Genomic DNA, 15,097 nt, shown 5'->3' with positions numbered 1-15,097 from the left:
GGCCGGCCCCGTCGAACGGGACCGGCCCCCACCGCGGTTCACGCGTCGATCTGTGCCCGCCACTCGGCGACCTTGGCCGCGTCGACCGGCGTGCGCCAGCCGTCGACCCGCACCGCGCCGCCGACGTGGAAGGCGTCGAAGCCCTCCGCCCGCAGCTCCTTGAGGTGCTCGGCCCGCAGGCCGCCGCCGATCAGGATCCGCTGGGTGTAGCCGGGCTCGCCGGTCCGGGCCAGCTCGGCGGCCAGCACCTCGCGGCCCGCGTCCACCCCGGCGGCCGCGCCGGAGGTGAGGAAGGTGTCCAGCCCGGGCAGCGCGCCGACGGCGGCGCGCAGGGCGGCCCGGTCGGCGCTGTGGTCGATCGCCCGGTGGAAGGTCCAGCGGCAGCCGGCGACGGCCTCGGCGACGGCCGTCGTGGCGGCCAGGTCGACGGCGCCCGCGGCGTCCAGGAAGCCGAGGACGAACTCCTCGGCGCCCTCGGCCCGCAGGGCGGCGGCCCGGGCGCACAGCTCGTCCAGGTCGCCGGGCGCGAAGCCGTCCCGGATCCGGAGCATGACCCGCAGCGGGAGGTCGACGGCGGCGCGGATCCGGGCGAAGTCCTCGACGGAGGGGGTGAGTCCGTCGGCGGCCATGTCGGTGACCAGTTCGAGCCGGTCGGCGCCGCCCGACTCGGCAGCCTGGGCGTCCTGGGGCGTCAGCGCGATGACTTCGAAAATTGGTCTAGACATATCAGATAGCCTGCCACATCGCCCCGCCCCCGGCGAGACCGCACCCGCCCCCGGCCGCCGACCGGGGGACGGTCGCCGAGCGGGGGCGGGGTGCTCTCCGGGGGCGGGGTGCCCTCCGGCGGCCGGGTGCCGACCGGGGACGGGTGTCGACCGGCCCTCAGGCCATCAGCCGTCCGGAGGACCGGGCCCGGTCGTGCCGCTGGCCCACCAGGACCAGCGCGGCCGCCAGCGCGAAGGTGATCACGGCCATCGGCAGCAGCCGGTAGGCCCCGCCCTCCTGCTGCCACAGCCCGTGCAGGTTGACGCTGAACGCCCACGGCAGCAGGGCCAGCCCCGGAACCGCCGCCAGGTACCAGCCGCGCACCACCGACAGCACCATCAGCAGCGGGACGGCCACCATCAGCGCCCGCCACGGCGCGGCCAGCTCGAACCAGCTGGTGTAGACGTTGTCCGAGAACGCCGCCACCGGCGTCAGCACCGCCGCCGCCAGCAGCAGACCGCGCTCCCGCCAACCGGGCGCCGGCAGCGCGTCCCTCGGCGCGGCCAGCAGCACCAGCGCCCAGAGCACGAACGGGCCGTCCCACTGGAAGGCGTAGAGGAAGTCCCAGAGCGGCTGGGCGGCGCCCGGATCGGCCGCCGCCCAGGCCAGGTCCAGCGCCGCCGCCAGCGCCGACACCCCGGCCAGCAGCTTGGCCGCCGACCACTGGCCGAACAGCGCCGCGACACCGGAGAGCATCGCCGTCGCCAGCAGCGCCCAGTAGACCAGGAAGTGCAGCGGACCCCACCCGCCGTGCGGCGTACCGGCCTCCAGGTGACGCAGCAGCGTCTCGCCGGCCGCCAGCCCACCGGCCGCCCCGGCCACCAGCGGAGCGGCCAGCGTCGCCAGCCGTCCGCCCCGGGACGTCGAGGTCAGCCCGGTCCGCATCCGCAGCCCGTAGGCGCCCAGGTCGAACAGCTCCCGGACGGTGGCGACCGGGCCCGCGCCCTCCGTGGTGTCGGCGAAGACGTCGACCAGCTCGTCGCCCCGCTCGCGGCGGTAGCGCCCCGGGTAGAGCGCCAGCGCGGTCCGCACCGCCACGGTCGAACCCGTGCTCATGCTCATGCGAAGGAACCCCCGATCCTCGGGCTGACCGCCGGGAAGGCGGCCGACAGCCGCCGCTCGGCCTCCGTGGCCACCGCCCGCAGCCGCTCGGCCTCGGTGGCCAGCGCGCCGCGGCCGGCGTCGGTCAGCGCGTAACTGCGCCGGGCCCGGCCGTCCACGACCTCCTCGGCGGCGACCTCGATCAGGCCCTGGGACAGCAGCCGGTCGAGCGCGCCGTAGAGCGTGCCGGTGCGCATCTTGACCCGGCCGTCCGAGATCGCGGCGATCTCCTGGATGAGCGCGTAGCCGTGCCGCGGGGCATCGGCCAGCGCGGTGAGCAGAAGCAGCGTCGGCTCCTGCATGGAGCGTTCTGTCATACGCCTACATATATCGCCGAACGGCACATCCCGTCCACCGGAACGACCCGCCAGAATGTGTCCCATGCCGACCGAGGACCTGCTCGCCGCCTGGACCGCCCTGCTGCACCGCTGCGGCACCGCCGACGACCCCGCGCCGTACGGCCGCGAACTGCTGCGCCGCTGGTCCGAGCCGCAGCGCCGCTACCACACCGCCGACCACCTGCGCGCGGTGCTCGGCCACGTCGACGCCCTGGCCGGGCACGCCGCCGACCCGGACACCGTCCGGCTCGCCGCCTGGTTCCACGACGCCGTGTACCGGCCCGACCGCACCGAGAACGAGGAGCGCAGCGCCGCCCTGGCCGTCCGCGCGCTGACCGCCGCCGGTCTGCCCGCCGGGCGGGTCGCCGAGGTCGAACGCCTGGTCCTGCTCACCGTCACCCACGACCCGGCCCCCGGCGACCGCGACGGCGAGGTGCTCTGCGACGCCGACCTCGCCGTGCTCGGCGGCACCCCGGAGGCCTACGCCGGGTACGCGGCCGCCGTCCGGGAGGAGTACGGCTTCGTCCCGGAGCCGGCCTTCCGGACCGGCCGGGCGGCCGTCCTGAGCGGGCTCCTGGCGCTCCCGGCGCTCTACCGCACCCCCGCCGCCCGCGAGCGCTTCACAGAGGCGGCCCGCACCAACCTGACCGTCGAACTCGACGGCCTCCAGGACCCGTCGGCGACCGTCTAGGACCCGGCCCGCCGGGCCAGCACCCGGTCCGCGGCCGCGAATCCGGCCATCACGGAAGGCATCCGCCCCACCACGGCCCACCAGTCGTCCTGACCGGCCCCCGTCGCCTCGACCACGGCCCACCACAGCCCGAGGCCGCAACAGCCGCCCACCACACCCCACACCCAGCGCCCCATGCACGGACCCTAGATCAGCTCCCCGACCGCCGCCACCACCGCGCCCTGCTTGCCGCACACCCAGTGCGGCTCCGGCCCCAACTCCGGCTCCACGCCGAGCGCGTGCGGGTCCCCGTCGGCGGCGCAGGCGGCGCACAGCGGCCACCGCCCGTACGCCTCCAGCAGCGCGTCCTGGACGTCCTGGGCGACCAGCCCGAGCACGTAGTCGGTGCCGTCCGGCCACTGCTCCAGCCACCAGCGGCGGTGGGTGACGGCCTGCTCCACCAGCGAGACGACGGCGGCGTCCGCCACGTCCCGTGCGGTGAGGTCGGCCAGGATCAGCGCCCGCGCGTTGTGCAGGGCGGTCTCGATGTCGTCGGAAGCCATCCGTCCATTCTCCGCGGAAAGGCCCGAAGGCCGAAACGCCGCGTGGGCGGCCCCCCGAAGGGGACCGCCCACGCGGACGGGGATCGACGATCCGATCGGAGACCGATCAGGATCAGAAGTCCATGTCACCGCCCGGCATGCCGCCGCCGGCGGCCGCGGCGGCCTTCTCCGGCTTGTCGGCGATGACGGCCTCGGTGGTGAGGAACAGCGCCGCGATGGAGGCGGCGTTCTGCAGCGCGGAGCGGGTGACCTTGGCCGGGTCGATGATGCCCGCGGCGACCAGGTCGACGTACTCGTTGGTGGCGGCGTTCAGGCCGTGACCGGCGGGGAGGTTGCGCACCTTCTCCACCACGACGCCGCCCTCGAGGCCGGCGTTGGTCGCGATCTGCTTGATCGGGGCCTCCAGCGCGACCTTGACGATGTTGGCACCGGTGGCCTCGTCGCCGTCCAGCTCCAGCTTGTCGAAGGCGATACCGGCCTGCAGCAGGGCGACGCCACCACCGGCGACGATGCCCTCCTCGACGGCGGCCTTGGCGTTGCGGACGGCGTCCTCGATGCGGTGCTTGCGCTCCTTGAGCTCCACCTCGGTGGCCGCGCCGGCCTTGATGACGGCCACGCCGCCGGCCAGCTTGGCGAGGCGCTCCTGGAGCTTCTCGCGGTCGTAGTCCGAGTCGCTGTTCTCGATCTCGGCGCGGATCTGGTTCACCCGACCGGCGACCTGCTCGCTGTCGCCGCCACCGTCGACGATGGTGGTCTCGTCCTTGGTGATGACCACCTTGCGGGCGGTGCCCAGCAGGTCGATGCCGGCGTTCTCGAGCTTGAGGCCGACCTCCTCGGAGATCACGGTGCCACCGGTGAGGATGGCGATGTCGCCGAGCATGGCCTTGCGGCGGTCGCCGAAGCCCGGGGCCTTGACGGCGACGGACTTGAAGGTGCCGCGGATCTTGTTCACGACCAGGGTCGACAGGGCCTCGCCCTCGACGTCCTCGGCGATGATGACGAGCGGCTTGCCGCTCTGCATGACCTTCTCCAGCAGCGGGAGGAGGTCCTTGACCGAGCCGATCTTGGAGTTGGCGATGAGGATGTACGGGTCCTCGAAGGTCGCCTCCATGCGCTCCAGGTCGGTGGCGAAGTAGGCGGAGATGTAGCCCTTGTCGAAGCGCATGCCCTCGGTGAGCTCGAGCTCCAGACCGAAGGTGTTGCTCTCCTCGACGGTGATGACGCCTTCCTTGCCGACCTTGTCCATGGCCTCGGCGATGAGCTCGCCGATCTGGGTGTCAGCGGCGGAGATGGAGGCGGTGGAGGCGATCTGCTCCTTGGTCTCCACGTCCTTGGCCTGGGCCAGCAGCTGGTCCGAGACGGCGGCGACGGCCTTCTCGATGCCGCGCTTCAGGGCCATCGGGTTGGCGCCGGCGGCGACGTTGCGCAGACCCTCGCGAACCAGGGCCTGGGCGAGCACGGTGGCGGTGGTGGTGCCGTCGCCCGCGACGTCGTCCGTCTTCTTGGCGACCTCCTTGACGAGCTCCGCACCGATCTTCTCGTACGGGTCCTCGAGCTCGATCTCCTTGGCGATGGAGACACCGTCGTTGGTGATCGTGGGGGCGCCCCACTTCTTCTCCAGCACGACGTTGCGGCCCTTGGGGCCGAGCGTGACCTTCACTGCGTCGGCGAGCTGGTTCATGCCACGCTCAAGGCCGCGGCGAGCTTCCTCATCAAAGGCGATGATCTTGGCCATCAGAAGTGGTCCTCCGGGACACGGTCGACTGCTCGGACCAAGGGGTGCCCGCGACGGACGGCCCTGGTGCGCGGAGGTCCATTCCCCTACCGCTCCCGGGGGCCTCACCGACCCGGTCCGCTGTCACTCTCACACTGTGAGTGCTAACGCCAATGATTAGCACTCCGGGTGGTCGAGTGCAAGCCCAATCGGCAACCCGCGAGCCGTTCCCCGGGCCCGCACCGGGCCCGCACCGGGCCCGCACCGGGCCCCGGCCGGGGCGCCGCGGGAACGCGAACGGGCCCGTACGACACATGTCGTACGGGCCCGTCGCGAAGCGAGAGGTCCACCAGCAGTGGGCCGCGCCGAGCTCCTGGAGCCGGAAGGGGTCAGACCGCCGCGCGGACCATGTCCGCCTGCGGGCCCTTCTGTCCCTGGGAGATCTCGAACTCGACCCGCTGGCCCTCCTCGAGGGTGCGGTAGCCGTCCATCTGGATCGCGCTGTAGTGGACGAAGACGTCCGCACCACCGTCGACCGCGATGAAGCCGTAGCCCTTCTCCGCGTTGAACCACTTGACGGTGCCCTGAGCCATTCCGAACTCCCCTAGTGCTGTGCTGGCCCTTCACGGTCCCGCAGGTCGCGGGCCCGGGTCTGGTTTTGAAGGCCGGCCCGGGGAACCCCCCCTGGGCGCAGCCGTGCACGCCGTAATCCCCCGCACCCGGGACGCCGGGCGGCTTCCGTGAGCGGTTGATTACGTCGACCGCCGCTGAATGTATCCGGATCGACGCCCTCTGCAACAGGGTCAGCCGCCGGGAATTCCAGGGGTCCATCAAGAGACAACAGCGAACAAACCGGGAGGAAATCGGCATTACGCGCCGGACATAGCGGACGAATTACTCAAATGCCTGCAGGAATTCTGACATCTGCCTGACATGTTTCCCGGCCCGGCGCCCCGGCCGGTCCCAGCGGCCGGACGACCTCCGGCGACGCACCCCGTCCGCCGGGAGCGGAGCCCTGTTCCCAGCAGAGCCACACTCTACTCCGACTCGACCCGGAATATTCCCGCCGAAATGCAGGCGGCCGCCCGCACCCACGGAGAGTCGAATTCCGTGCGTACGGGCGGCGCGGGGAAAGGGACGGGACGGCTCAGCAGCCGCCGGCCACCGCCGGAATGATCGAGATGCCGGCGCCGTCCGCGATCTCGGTCGCCAGGCCCTCGGCGAACCGCACGTCGTCGTCGTTCACGTACACGTTGACGAAGCGGCGCAGCTTGCCGGTGTCGTCCAGGATGCGGGCCGAGATGCCCGCGTGGTTCAGCTCCAGGTCGGCGATGACCTCGGCCAGGGTGGCGCCCTCGGCGGTCACCTCGGCGGCGCCGCCGGTGTAGGTGCGCAGGATGGTGGGGATGCGGACGTTGGCGCTCATGGCTCTCCTTGCGGGGTGGGGGTGGTTCAGGCGGACGCGAGGCCGGCCGCGTGGAAGGCGTCCAGCGTCGGGCGGATGACGGCGGTCATCCCGGCCTCGGAGACGGCGTCCAGGGTCTTCAGGCCGTCGCCGGTGTTGATCGCCACGGTCTCCTTGGCCGGGTCGAGCTGGCCCGTCTCGACCAACTTCTTCAGCACCCCGACGGTCACCCCGCCCGCGGTCTCGGCGAAGATGCCCTCGGTGCGGGCCAGCAGCCGGATCGCCGCCACCACCTCCGCGTCCGTGACGTCCTCGACCGCGCCGCCGGTGCGGCGGGCGATGTCCAGCACGTACGGGCCGTCCGCGGGGTTGCCGATCGCCAGCGACTTGGCGATGGTGTCCGGCTTCACCGGCTTGATCACGTCCCGCCCGGCCTTGAACGCCGCCGACACCGGCGAGCAGCCCTCCGCCTGGGCGCCGAAGATCCGGTACGGCCGGTCCTCCACCAGCCCCAGCTTGATCAGCTCCTGCAGCCCCTTGTCGATCTTCGTCAGCTGGGAGCCGGAGGCGATCGGGATGACGATCTGCTCCGGCAGGCGCCAGCCCAGCTGCTCGCAGATCTCGTACGCCAGCGTCTTGGACCCCTCGCCGTAGTACGGCCGCAGGTTGACGTTGACGAAGCCCCAGCCCTCGCCGGCCGAGTCCCCGATCAGCTCCGAGCAGAAGCGGTTCACGTCGTCGTAGGTGCCCTCGATGCCGACCAGCTCGCCGCCGTACACCCCGGCCATCACGACCTTGCCCTGCTCCAGGTCGTGCGGGATGAAGACGCAGGAGCGGAACCCGGCCCGGGCCGCCGCCGCCCCCACCGCGCCGGCCAGGTTGCCGGTGGAGGAGCAGGACAGCGTGGTGTAGCCGAACGCCCGGGCCGCCTCGATCGCGCAGGCCACCACCCGGTCCTTGAACGAGTGGGTGGGGTTGCCGGAGTCGTCCTTGATGTGCAGCTGGGCGGTGAAACCGAGCTCACGGCCCAGGTTGTCCGCCTTCACCAGCGGGGTCCACCCGGGGTTGAGGTTCGGCTTGGACGCCACGTCGGCGGGCACCGGCAGCAGCGGCGCGTAGCGCCAGATGGACGCCGGCCCGGACTCGATCCGCTTGCGCAGTTCCTCGGCGCGCTCGCTGCCGAACTCGTAGGCGATCTCCAGCGGACCGAAGCACTCCAGGCAGGCGAAGCTGGGGCCGAGCGGGAAGCGGGTACCGCACTCCCGACAGGACAGCGCGACGGCGGGGCCCAGGTCGACGGAAACGGATGCGGCACCAGAAGGAGTCGTCGCAGTGATAGCCATGATGGCGGAGGCCTCTCTCCTCATCTTCCCCGCGGCGCGGTCGCGCCACAGGCCGGAATTGGCACCTGTCCCGCCGGGGCCTGTCGACGACAGCCGAGCGAGAAGGTTGCCGGGACGTCAACGGGCCGTTCCCTCAGTCCCTCTGGATGAGCTTGTGAAATTGTGGTGGTGCTCAACGGCGACCCCGACGTGCAAAGGTCCGACCGCTGTACGAAGACTGTATCCGAAGGCGTCAAGCCTGAACGGGACCGTCCGCCAAGCGAGATGACCCGTTCCACCCCGATCCGCCGAGGAGAGTCACCGTGCCCGCCGAACCGACCCCCGCGCTCCTCCCGCAGGCGGCGTCCTGGCTCCGCCGCCGCTCGTGGACCGCGGCCGACCGGCCGGTGCACACCCTGCTGGAGGCCAAGCGGCGCACCGGCCGCACCGTCAGCGTCGTCCTGCCGGCCCTCGACGAGGAGGCCACCGTCGGCGACATCGTCCGCACCGTCCGCCGGGAGCTGATGGAGCGGATCCCGCTGGTCGACGAACTCGTCGTGGTCGACTCCGGCTCCACCGACGCCACCGCCGAGATCGCCGCCGCGGCCGGCGCCCGGGTGGAGCACCGCGACGCCGTGCTGCCCCGGCTGCCCGCCGTCCCCGGCAAGGGCGAGGTGCTCTGGCGCTCCCTACTGGTCACCCGCGGCGACATCGTCTGCTTCGTGGACGCGGACCTGCGCGAGTTCGACCCGGCCTTCGTCTCCGGCATCGTCGGCCCGCTGCTCACCGACGAACACCTCCAGCTGGTCAAGGCCATGTACGACCGCCCGCTGGAGACCGAGAGCGGGGCGGTCGTCCCGGCCGGCGGCGGCCGGGTCACCGAACTCGTCGCCCGCCCGCTGCTCAACCTCCACTGGCCGGAACTCGCCGGTTTCGTCCAGCCCCTCGGCGGCGAGTACGCGGCCCGCCGCTCCCTGCTCGAACGGCTGCCCTTCCCCACCGGGTACGGCGTCGAGCTCGGCCTCCTGGTCGACGCCCTGGAGCTGGTCGGGCTGGACGCCCTGGCCCAGGTCGACGTCGGCGTCCGGCACCACCGCCACCAGGACGGCCAGGCCCTCGGCCGGATGGCCGCCACCATCTACCGCACCGCGCTGGAACGCCTCGACCGCGCCCACCGCCTCAAGGCCTCCGCCGACCTGGTGCACCCCCACCTCACCCAGTTCACCCGCGACCCGGAATCCCGCGCCTTCACCGCCCACACCCACCCCGTCACGGCCCTGGAACGCCCCCCGATGCACACCCTCCCCGAGTACGCCACCCGCCACTGACGGCCCCCGCAGGGGTTTGCCACCCCGGCACCACGGCAACATCCCAACCATGGGCGATCTCACGACCGAATGTTCGAGTGCGACCGGCACCGCCCCCGTGCTGGTGGCCTCCAACCGGGGACCGGTGTCCTTCAGCACGGCCGACGACGGCACGCTGACCCTGCGCCGCGGCGGCGGCGGCCTGGTCTCCGGCCTCTCCGCGATCGACGACCCCGACGCCGTCTGGGTCTGCGCCGCCCTGAACGACGCCGACCGCAGAGCCGCCCGGGAGGCCCCCGCCGGCCGCCTGGACCGGGCCGGGCACGACGTCGGCGGCCAGGCCGTCCGGATGCTCGACATCGACCCGGAGACCTTCGCCCGCGCCTACAACGGCGTCGCCAACTCCACCCTCTGGTTCGTCCACCACCTGCTCTACGCGACCCCCACCGCGCCCTCCTTCGACGCCGGCTTCCGCACCGAGTGGGCCGCCTACCAGGCCTACAACACCGCCTTCGCGGACGCCCTGGCCGCCGAGGCCGCCCCCGGCGCCGCCGTCCTGGTGCAGGACTACCACCTCTCGCTCACCCCGGCCCTGCTCCGGGCGGCCCGCCCCGACCTGCGGATCGGCCACTTCTCGCACACCCCGTGGGCCCCGCCCGAGTACTACCGGCTGCTCCCCGACGACGTCGCCCGGGCCGTGCTGACCGGCATCCTCGGCGCCGACCGGGCCGGCTTCCTCACCGAGCGCTGGGCCCGCGCCTTCGCCGCCTGCTGCGCGGACCTCCTCGGCGCCACCGTCGACCACGAGGCGCTCACCGTCACGCACGACGGCCGCACCACCCGGCTCGGCGTCCACGCCCTCGGCGCCGACGCCGACTTCCTGCGCGAGCGCGCCCACCGCCCGGACGTGGACGAGCGCCTCGCCGCCCTGCGCGCCGCCGTCGGCGACCGGAGCACCGTCGTCCGGGTGGACCGCACCGAGCTGAGCAAGAACATCGTCCGCGGCCTCCAGGCCTACCGGCACCTGCTCCGCACCCGCCCCGAGTGGCACGACCGGGTGGTCCACATCGCCTTCGCCTACCCGTCCCGCACCGACCTCGCCGAGTACCGCGACTACACGGCCGCGGTCCGGCGCCTCGCCGAGGAGATCGACGCGGAGTTCGCCACCCCCGGCTGGAAACCGCTGATCCTGCACGTCGACGACGACTTCCCGCGGTCCCTGGCCGCCTACCGGCTGGCCGACGTGGCCCTGGTCAACCCGATCCGGGACGGCATGAACCTGGTCGCCAAGGAGGTCCCGGTGGTCTCCGACCGGGGCTGCGCCCTGGTCCTCTCCCGCGAGGCCGGCGCCCACAGCGAGCTCGGGGACGACGCCCTCACCGTCAACCCCTACGACGTGATCGCCACCGCCGAGGCCCTGCACGCCGGCCTCACCATGAGCCCGGAGGAGCGCGCCGACCGCACCAAACGGCTCGCCGCCGCGGCCACCGCGCTCCCTCCGCAGCAGTGGTTCCTGGACCAGCTCAACGCGCTCTGAGCTCCTCCCCCAGCGCCGTCAGCAGCGCGACCACGCCCTCGGGCCCGTCGACCACCAGATCCGCCCGGTCGGCGAGCTCGCGCACCGGCGCGTCCCCCACCGCCCCGGCGCACACCAGCAGCCCGGCCAGGCCCTCGCCGCGCAGCTTCTCCACCGCCGCGAAGGCCGCCACGTCCCCCAGGTCGTCCCCCGCGTAGAGCACCGACCGGGCCCCGCGCTCCCGCAGGAAGCCGGTCAGCGCGGCCCCCTTGTCCACCCCCGGCGGCCGCAGCTCCAGCACCAGCCGCCCGGGCTCCACCACCAGCCCGTGCTCGGCGGCCAGCTCCCCGACCGGCGCCCGCAGCAGCTCCAGCGCGCGCTCCGGCGCCCCGGTCCGCCGGGTGTGCACCGCCACCGAGCGCCCCTTGTCCTCCACCCACGTCCCCTCGGGCGCCCCGGCCCGCGCCAGCACCCCCGGCAGCGCGGCCCGCACCCGCCCGACGCCCGGGTGCACCTCCGGCGCCGTCACCACGCCCGCCTCCCAGCGCTCGGCCCCGTAGTGCCCCAGCACCACCAGCCCGGGCACCGCGGCGAAGCCTCCGTACTCCGCCGCCAGCCCGGCGGGCCGCCCGGTCACCACCACCACGGCCCCCAGCACGGACGCCAGCCCGCGCAGGGCCGCCACCGCCCCGGGGTGCGCCCGCGCCCGCGAGGGATCCGCCACGATCGGCGCCAGCGTCCCGTCGAAGTCCAGGGCGACCACCGCGTCCCCGGGCGACGTCAGGATCGCCCGCAGCCCGTCCCGCCCGGCTCCGGTGGCCGGTACAACCATCTCTTCAAGACCCATGAGGAGGCCATACCCCGGCCCCGGAACCCGCTACCCCGTCAGTGTTCCGCCCGCCGGAATCAGCGCGCGTCCGGCCGGGGTCAGCGCGCGTCCGGCCGGGGTCAGCGCGCGTCCCGCCGGGCCTGCCGGACCCGCCGCAGCCGGTTGACCAGCACCGGCGCGAAGGCCAGCGCCTCCTCCCGGTCCAGCAGCGCGTTCAGCAGCTGGTAGTACCGCGTCGAGGAGAGCCCCAGCTCCTCCCGGATGGCCCGCTCCTTGGCCCCCGCCGTCCGCCACTGCCGCCCCTCCAGCGCCAGCACCGACCGGTCCCGCTCGTTCAGCTCACCCACGCGCACACCTCCTGCGAACGACGAAGTGTCATTCTCGGGCCCGCCCCCGACACACTCTGCCCCCCACCCCGGCGGGCCCGCCCGACTAGCGTCGCTCCCATGACCACGCCGAGCTTCACCGTCCACGTCCCGACCGCCGACCTCGAACCCGAGCCGCTCGACCCGTCCCAGATCGTCTCCGGCACCCCGGAGGTCACCGGGAGGGTCCTCGCCGAGTCCCCCGACGGCCGCCAGCTGCGCGGCATCTGGCAGATCACCCCGGGCGTGGTCACCGACGTCGAGGCCGACGAGGTGTTCACGGTGCTGAGCGGCCGGGCCACCATCGAGATCGAGGGCGGCGACACGCTGACCGTCGGCCCCGGCGACTGCGCCGTCCTGCGCGCGGGCGACCGCACCACCTGGACGGTCCACGAGACCCTCCGCAAGGTCTACGCGATCACGCTCCCCTGACCCCGCGGGGCGGGCCCGGGTCCTACTGCTTGCGGACCCGGGCCGCCTCCTTCACGGCCGCGTCCTGCAGCCCGCCGAGCACCTGCTTCGGGTCCCCGGTCACCGCCTGGCCGATCCCGGCCTTGATCCGGTTGCTGACCTCGCCCCAGGCCGGGTCCCCGAACGGGTAGAAGCTCGCGTTGGTCAGCCCGACCGCGAACTGCTTGAGGTCCTCGTGCTTCGGGTCGGAGGCCATCTGGTTGAAGGCGTCCTGGGTCACCGGCAGCAGGTTGTACTGCTCGTCGAACTTCAGCTGGTTGTCCTTCGAGTAGACGAAGGACAGGAACTTCTTGATCTCGTCCTTGTGGCCGTTGGCCTTGAACGCCATCATCCAGTCCGCGACCCCGAGGCTCCCGGTCTTCCCGACGCCGTCCTTCTTCGGGATCGCCGCCGTCCCGAACTCGACCTTCGCGGCGGCGGCCATCCGCAGCAGCGTCGGGTGCCCGTTCAGCATCGCGACCTTCCCGGCGGCGAAGTCCTGGAACACCGGCGTGCGGTTCATCTTGCCCGGCTCCGGGTACGTCAGCCCGGTGTTGACCAGGTTGTTCTTCAGCCAGCTGAAGGTCGCCTGGTTCTGCTCGCTGTCGATCGTGTAGTTGCCGACGTCGTCGGAGAGCGAGCCGCCGCCGCTCAGCGTCCACAGCATCGACTCGGCCGGCGCCTCCTCGGGCCCGAGCGGGAGCCCGTACGGGGTCACCCCCGGCACCTTGGCCTTGATCTTCTCGGCCGCGGCCTTCAGCTCGTTCCAGGTGGTCGGCGGCTGGGTGACGCCCGCCTGACGGAAGATCGCCTTGTTGTAGAAGAGCACCCGGGAGGAGGACACGAACGGGATCCCGTACTGGGTGCCGATGACCTGCCCGGCGTGCGAGAAGTTGTCCATGAACTTGGCCTGGGTGTCCATCGAGAGCACGTCGGCGGCCGAGTACAGCCGGTCCGCCGCGACCTGCTCGGCGAACCCGCCGGTCTGCAGCAGGTCCGGCGACTTCCCGGCCGCGATCATGTCGTCGACCTTCTTGCCGATGTCGGTCCAACTGTCGACCTCGACCTGGACCTTGATGCCGGGGTTGGCCGCCTCGAAGGCCTTGGCGACCTCGTCCCAGTAGTGCTTGGAGCTGGTGTCGACGTTCTCCCCGTAGTCCGCGGCGACCAGTTTGAGCGTGACCGGCCCGTCGCCCTGTCCGCTGCACGCGCTCACCGCGGTGAGCGTCAGCACTCCGGCCAGCGCCGTTCCGAGCACACGGGTGGAAACGTGGGCGCGCCTGTCCAACGCGGGTACCGCCTTCGGGGGGAACTACGGCCGGACGGGGGCATCCGGCTGGGGGGAGCGCCACACTGCCAAATCGCCCGTCCACTGGTCCACACCACTCGGCCCCGGCCGTCGAGTAGTTACCGAAGTGCCCCGGTCCGTTGCACGATGCGCAACAACAGGTGTACGCGACCCCGCGTCCGGCCCCCCGGCACAAAGCCCCGCACACCCCCTCAGCCGAGACAAAGCTCACCCAGTATGGACCAGACCAATCCGACAACTGGACTAGACCTCTTCGACCAGACCAAGGGAAACTGTCCTCCGTGAAGCACGTCATCGCACTCGATGTAGGCGGCACCGGCATGAAGGCCGCGCTGCTCGCCCAGGACGGCTCCGTGCTGTTCGAAGCACGCCGACCGACCGGGCGGGAGCACGGCACCGACGCCGTCGTCGCCGCCATCCTCGACTTCGCCGCCGACCTGGCCGACGAGGGCCGGGACCGCTTCGGCCGCGCCCCGGCCGCGGCCGGGGTGGCCGTCCCCGGCACGATCGACGAGAAGAACGGGATCGCGGTCTTCTCCGCCAACCTCGGCTGGCGCGACCTCCCGCTGCGCAAGCTGCTGGGCGAGCGCCTCGCCACCCCCGGCGGCCCCGCGATGCCGGTGGCGCTCGGCCACGACGTGCGGTCCGGCGGCCTCGCCGAGGGCCGGATCGGGGCCGGCCGGGGCGTCGACCGCTTCCTGTTCATCGCCCTGGGCACCGGCATCGCCGGCGCCATCGGCATCGACGGCCGGATCGAGGCCGGCGCACACGGCTACGGCGGCGAGATCGGCCACGTCGTGGTGCGCCCCGGCGGGCCGCAGTGCGGCTGCGGCGCCCGCGGCTGCCTGGAGACGCTGGCCTCCGCCTCCGCCGTCTCCCGCGTCTGGGCCGAGGCCAGCGGCGACCCCGACGCCGACGCGGCATCCTGCGCCGCCGCGGTGGACGCCGGGGACGACCGCGCCCGCGCCGTCTGGCAGGACGCGGTCGACGCGCTGGCCGACGGCATCGTGCTCGCCCAGAGCCTGCTCGACCCGTCCACCGTCATCGTCGGCGGCGGGCTGGCCGAGGCCGGCGACACGCTCTTCACCCCGCTGCGCGCGGCGGTCACCGAGCGCCTGACCTTCCAGATGCCCCCGAAGGTCGTACCCGCCATGCTCAAAGACACCGCCGCGTCCCTGGGCGCGGGCCTGCTCGCCTGGGATCTGCTCTCGATGGAGGTGACCGCGTGACCACCGCGGACCGTGACCGTACCGCCCTGTCCGGTGCCCGGCTGGTGCTGCCCGGCGGCGTCGTCGAGGGCGACCGGATCGCCGTCGAGGGCGAGCGCATCGCCGGCTTCGGCGGCGCCGCCGAGCCCGGCGACCTCGACCTGACCGGCCACACCGTCGTGCCCGGCTTCGTCGACCTGCACGTGCACGGCGGCGGCGGCGCCTCCTACGCCTC

17 protein-coding genes, 1 pseudogene and 1 riboswitch are annotated in these 15,097 nt (G+C 73.0%); of the genes and pseudogenes, 6 read left to right on the top strand and 12 right to left on the bottom strand.

Annotation, left to right across the window (positions count from 1 at the left end):
* Positions 1-38 precede the first annotated feature (38 nt).
* The 3 genes from AB0O91_RS22420 to AB0O91_RS22410 all read right to left on the bottom strand — a co-directional run bounded on the left by AB0O91_RS22420 (position 39) and on the right by AB0O91_RS22410 (position 2,183).
* A complete protein-coding gene (locus tag AB0O91_RS22420; protein WP_363435886.1) occupies positions 39-725 on the bottom strand; it encodes a copper homeostasis protein CutC in 687 nt (228 codons plus the stop codon).
* Positions 726-882: 157 nt separating this feature from the next.
* Positions 883-1,827 (bottom strand): hypothetical protein, encoded by a 945-nt coding sequence (locus AB0O91_RS22415; protein ID WP_363435884.1) that lies wholly within the window; start codon positions 1,825-1,827, stop codon positions 883-885.
* Positions 1,824-2,183 (bottom strand): PadR family transcriptional regulator, encoded by a 360-nt coding sequence (locus AB0O91_RS22410; protein WP_363435882.1) that lies wholly within the window; start codon positions 2,181-2,183, stop codon positions 1,824-1,826. The genes AB0O91_RS22415 and AB0O91_RS22410 overlap by 4 nt, the downstream gene beginning before the upstream one ends.
* Before the next feature lie 64 nt (positions 2,184-2,247).
* Here AB0O91_RS22410 and AB0O91_RS22405 point away from each other — a divergent pair, with 64 nt between their 5' ends.
* Positions 2,248-2,895, top strand: a complete 648-nt coding sequence (locus AB0O91_RS22405) for a hypothetical protein (RefSeq protein WP_363435880.1) — start codon at positions 2,248-2,250, stop codon at positions 2,893-2,895.
* On the opposite strand, the gene AB0O91_RS22400 is transcribed toward AB0O91_RS22405, so the two are convergent.
* The 6 genes from AB0O91_RS22400 to thrC form a co-directional block, all read right to left on the bottom strand.
* Positions 2,892-3,071 (bottom strand): hypothetical protein, encoded by a 180-nt coding sequence (locus tag AB0O91_RS22400; protein ID WP_363435878.1) that lies wholly within the window; start codon positions 3,069-3,071, stop codon positions 2,892-2,894. The two genes, AB0O91_RS22405 and AB0O91_RS22400, sit on opposite strands and share 4 nt — an antisense overlap.
* A gap of 9 nt (positions 3,072-3,080) precedes the next feature.
* Positions 3,081-3,437 carry a hypothetical protein gene (locus AB0O91_RS22395; protein WP_363435876.1) on the bottom strand — a complete coding sequence of 119 codons (357 nt, stop codon included), beginning with the start codon at positions 3,435-3,437 and terminating at the stop codon, positions 3,081-3,083.
* Positions 3,438-3,549: 112 nt separating this feature from the next.
* On the bottom strand, positions 3,550-5,172 hold the full coding sequence (groL, locus tag AB0O91_RS22390; RefSeq protein ID WP_363435874.1) for a chaperonin GroEL: 1,623 nt from the start codon (positions 5,170-5,172) through the stop codon (positions 3,550-3,552).
* A 368-nt stretch (positions 5,173-5,540) separates the two neighbouring features.
* Positions 5,541-5,744, bottom strand: coding sequence for a cold-shock protein (locus AB0O91_RS22385; RefSeq protein ID WP_030289665.1), 204 nt, complete (start codon positions 5,742-5,744; stop codon positions 5,541-5,543).
* Positions 5,745-6,298: 554 nt separating this feature from the next.
* On the bottom strand, positions 6,299-6,577 hold the full coding sequence (locus tag AB0O91_RS22380) for a MoaD/ThiS family protein (protein WP_363435872.1): 279 nt from the start codon (positions 6,575-6,577) through the stop codon (positions 6,299-6,301).
* A 26-nt stretch (positions 6,578-6,603) separates the two neighbouring features.
* A complete protein-coding gene (gene thrC, locus AB0O91_RS22375; protein WP_363435870.1) occupies positions 6,604-7,899 on the bottom strand; it encodes a threonine synthase in 1,296 nt (431 codons plus the stop codon).
* Between the two features lie 17 nt (positions 7,900-7,916).
* A riboswitch (SAM riboswitch) is annotated at positions 7,917-8,052 on the bottom strand.
* A 149-nt stretch (positions 8,053-8,201) separates the two neighbouring features.
* Here thrC and AB0O91_RS22370 point away from each other — a divergent pair.
* Both AB0O91_RS22370 and AB0O91_RS22365 read left to right on the top strand, forming a co-directional pair.
* The gene (locus AB0O91_RS22370) at positions 8,202-9,206 is read left to right on the top strand and encodes a glucosyl-3-phosphoglycerate synthase (protein ID WP_363435868.1); all 1,005 of its coding nucleotides are present in this window, start codon (positions 8,202-8,204) and stop codon (positions 9,204-9,206) included.
* A gap of 49 nt (positions 9,207-9,255) precedes the next feature.
* Positions 9,256-10,722, top strand: a complete 1,467-nt coding sequence (locus tag AB0O91_RS22365; RefSeq protein ID WP_363435867.1) for a trehalose-6-phosphate synthase — start codon at positions 9,256-9,258, stop codon at positions 10,720-10,722.
* On the opposite strand, the gene otsB is transcribed toward AB0O91_RS22365, so the two are convergent.
* On the bottom strand, positions 10,709-11,548 hold the full coding sequence (otsB, locus tag AB0O91_RS22360) for a trehalose-phosphatase (RefSeq protein WP_363435865.1): 840 nt from the start codon (positions 11,546-11,548) through the stop codon (positions 10,709-10,711). The genes AB0O91_RS22365 and otsB overlap by 14 nt on opposite strands.
* A gap of 101 nt (positions 11,549-11,649) precedes the next feature.
* Positions 11,650-11,883, bottom strand: coding sequence for a DUF3263 domain-containing protein (locus AB0O91_RS22355; RefSeq protein ID WP_363435863.1), 234 nt, complete (start codon positions 11,881-11,883; stop codon positions 11,650-11,652).
* Between the two features lie 93 nt (positions 11,884-11,976).
* Here AB0O91_RS22355 and AB0O91_RS22350 point away from each other — a divergent pair, with 93 nt between their 5' ends.
* A complete protein-coding gene (locus AB0O91_RS22350) occupies positions 11,977-12,327 on the top strand; it encodes a cupin domain-containing protein (protein ID WP_363435862.1) in 351 nt (116 codons plus the stop codon).
* A 22-nt stretch (positions 12,328-12,349) separates the two neighbouring features.
* Here AB0O91_RS22350 and AB0O91_RS22345 read toward each other — a convergent pair whose 3' ends face one another.
* Positions 12,350-13,561 carry an extracellular solute-binding protein gene (locus tag AB0O91_RS22345; RefSeq protein ID WP_363435860.1) on the bottom strand — a complete coding sequence of 404 codons (1,212 nt, stop codon included), beginning with the start codon at positions 13,559-13,561 and terminating at the stop codon, positions 12,350-12,352.
* 374 nt (positions 13,562-13,935) lie between these two features.
* On the opposite strand from AB0O91_RS22345, the gene AB0O91_RS22340 reads away from it, so the two are divergent.
* Together AB0O91_RS22340 and AB0O91_RS22335 are read left to right on the top strand one after the other, a co-directional pair.
* Positions 13,936-14,883, top strand: coding sequence for an ROK family protein (locus AB0O91_RS22340; protein ID WP_363435858.1), 948 nt, complete (start codon positions 13,936-13,938; stop codon positions 14,881-14,883).
* Positions 14,880-15,097, top strand: a pseudogene (locus AB0O91_RS22335) (N-acetylglucosamine-6-phosphate deacetylase); the annotation flags it as partial. The gene AB0O91_RS22340 and the pseudogene AB0O91_RS22335, both read left to right, overlap by 4 nt.

Source organism: Kitasatospora sp. NPDC089797 (assembly GCF_040684795.1).
Classification (GTDB): domain Bacteria; phylum Actinomycetota; class Actinomycetes; order Streptomycetales; family Streptomycetaceae; genus Kitasatospora.
This window is presented reverse-complemented; position numbering and strand designations above follow the sequence as displayed.